Raw genomic sequence first — 1,420 nt, forward strand, 5'->3', positions numbered from 1 at the left:
GTGCGCGACATGGAGCTCAGCCCGGCGGGGGTGTTGACGAAGTACCCGCTGGCCGACGCCAAACGGGTCGGCAGCCTCACCTACGGGATGCACCTTGATTACGACACCTCGGTGCGGGCGATCACCAACGAGGCGGGGCTGCTTGCGACGCGGGTGGGGTATCAGCCCTACGGAGAGGAGGCGCGGAGCGAGGTGCGGCCGACGCCGGCGGCGGCGTCGAAGAGCTTCCTGTCGGAGCGCTACGACGAGGCCGCGGCGCTGATGTACCTCAATGCGCGCTATTATGATCCGCGTATCGCCCGGTTCATCCAACCCGATTTGCTCGATCCCGATGTCCCGGGGGTCGGGATCAATCGCTATGCCTATGCCGGCAATGAGCCCATCAATCGGGTCGATCCGGAGGGGTACTTTTGGAATGTTGTTGGTTCCGCTATAATCGGCGCAGTGACTACGGCGGCTGTTGACTACAGTCAGCAGGTTACATCAGGTCAGCCAGTAGACTACTCGCGTGTCGGACGAGCTGGTTTAGTTGGCGCGGTCTCGGGAGCCATTGGTCCGGTTGGGGCCATTTTCGGTAGAGGGGTTGCAAATCGAAAGGCTCTCGAGATGACGACAGGCGTCGTTGGAGCTGCCCTTGTCGGGTCAGTCTCTCAAGAGTTTATCGAGAACAATAGAATATCCCCTGCGCCAGATGCGGTCGTAGGCGCTGCTGCCGGGTTCGCTGGCGGAACAGTCGCTGCGGGTATAGAGAGTTCAAGCTCTCCCACATCAGCTTATGTAGGAGCCGCAATCCGCGCACTAGCCTCAATCTTTGGAGGACTCGTGGAGGCTGGTTATGATCAGGTCGTGCCCGAGGAGAATTATCGCTCCAGAAGCCGAAAGGGGGGAATCACCGTAAACTTTGTTTCTCCTGACGGAACAATTTTAGATTCAAGCAATCCATCACTGGTTGGAACAAAATCTAACAATACCACCCCCGTTAATGAGGCAAATCCCGACAGGGATATCGAAAACTCTACGCTTAATGCCGATACAGATGAAAATAATTAACGAGATATGAAGAAGAAAATAAAATTCGCATTTATTCAATCGATCAAAATCATTTTTTGGTTTTCAATATTCTTTATACTTTATGCATGGTATGCGTACGGACTATTTACAGAGCAATTTATAACATTTCTATCTTTAGTTATACCTCTGATGTGGGCCGGATTCTTCATTTGCTTTGTATTATTTATATAAATATAGTATTGCATTGAAGTCAGATTCTTATTTATAGAATATAGTCGCGCCGCCCGTTCAGTTCCGCTTCTATCAGATTTGACTAGGCTCAGGACCCATAAACACGATCCGTTAAGGCGGATCTGATTCCACGATCTCCGAAGGGAGATCGCCATGAGCAACGCGCACTTCTGGCTGA

The 1,420-nt window shown here is 52.1% G+C and carries 1 protein-coding gene; it reads left to right on the forward strand.

What is annotated here, in order from left to right; genetic code table 11:
• A partial coding sequence (locus L1787_RS10245; RefSeq protein ID WP_235708726.1) for an RHS repeat-associated core domain-containing protein occupies positions 1-1,050 on the forward strand: 1,050 nt, incomplete at its 5' end.
• Positions 1,051-1,420 lie beyond the last annotated feature (370 nt).

Origin of the sequence: Acuticoccus kalidii (assembly GCF_021556395.1) — a bacterium.
Lineage (GTDB): Bacteria > Pseudomonadota > Alphaproteobacteria > Rhizobiales > Amorphaceae > Acuticoccus > Acuticoccus kalidii.